We start from the raw sequence: 1548 nt of genomic DNA on the forward strand, positions 1-1548 counted from the left end.
AAGGGTTCCCTCACCGACTTCGGGTGTTGCAAACTCTCGTGGTGTGACGGGCGGTGTGTACAAGGCCCGGGAACGTATTCACCGCGGCATGCTGATCCGCGATTACTAGCGATTCCGGCTTCATGCAGGCGAGTTGCAGCCTGCAATCCGAACTGAGAATGGCTTTTCTGGATTGGCTCCCCCTCGCGGGTTCGCATCCCGTTGTACCATCCATTGTAGCACGTGTGTAGCCCAGATCATAAGGGGCATGATGATTTGACGTCATCCCCACCTTCCTCCGGTTTGTCACCGGCAGTCACCTTAGAGTGCCCAACTGAATGCTGGCAACTAAGATTAGGGGTTGCGCTCGTTGCGGGACTTAACCCAACATCTCACGACACGAGCTGACGACAACCATGCACCACCTGTCATTCCGTCCCCCGAAGGGGAACCGCCTCTCTCGAGGCGTAGCGGAAGATGTCAAGATCTGGTAAGGTTCTTCGCGTTGCGTCGAATTAAACCACATGCTCCACCGCTTGTGCGGGCCCCCGTCAATTCCTTTGAGTTTCAACCTTGCGGTCGTACTCCCCAGGCGGAGTGCTTAATGCGTTAGCTTCGGCACTACGGGTATCGAAACCCCTAACACCTAGCACTCAGCGTTTACGGCATGGACTACCAGGGTATCTAATCCTGTTTGCTCCCCATGCTTTCGCACCTCAGCGTCAGGTACAGACCAGAGAGTCGCCTTCGCCACTGGTGTTCCTCCACATATCTACGCATTTCACCGCTACACGTGGAATTCCACTCTCCTCTTCTGTCCTCAAGTTTCGCAGTTTCCAATGGCCTTCCACGGTTGAGCCGTGGCCTGTCACATCGGACTGACGAAACCGCCTGCGTGCCCTTTACGCCCAATAATTCCGGACAACGCTTGCCCCCTACGTATTACCGCGGCTGCTGGCACGTAGTTAGCCGGGGCTTTCTGGACAGGTACCGTCAGCACGCCAGCCTGTTCGACTGGCGTGGGTTCTTCCCTGTCAACAGAGCTTTACGATCCGAAAACCTTCATCACTCACGCGGCGTTGCACCGTCAGGCTTTCGCCCATTGCGGATGATTCCCTACTGCTGCCTCCCGTAGGAGTCTGGGCCGTGTCTCAGTCCCAGTGTGGCCGATCACCCTCTCAGGTCGGCTACGCATCGTCGCCTTGGGGAGCCCTTACCTCTCCAACTAGCTAATGCGCCGCGGGCCCATCGGACGGTGCAAGGATCCGAAGATCCCTGCTTTGCCGCTGACCTCAGGCGAGGTCAGGGCGTATTGGGCATTAGCCCCGGTTTCCCGGGGTTATTCCCATCCGTCCGGCAGGTTGCCCACGTGTTACTCACCCGTCCGCCGCTCGTTCCACCGGTTTCCTCCCGAAGGAGTCCGCCGGCTTCCCGCGCTCGACTTGCATGTATTAGGCACGCCGCCAGCGTTCGTCCTGAGCCAGGATCAAACTCTCCGTAAAAAGTTTGATGCTGTGGCATCCGAAATGCCCTAAAAATGTGTTGCTTTTGATTGGGGCTCTGGCTTGT

The 1548-nt window shown here is 57.3% G+C and carries 1 rRNA gene; it reads right to left on the reverse strand.

The features are described 5' to 3' along the window. Window positions 1-1481, reverse strand: a 16S ribosomal RNA gene (locus ACTRXI_RS16270); the annotation flags it as partial. Between the last annotated feature and the right edge of the window lie 67 nt (window positions 1482-1548).

The sequence above is a fragment of the Marinococcus sp. LNHM4E3-1 genome, assembly GCF_056034405.1.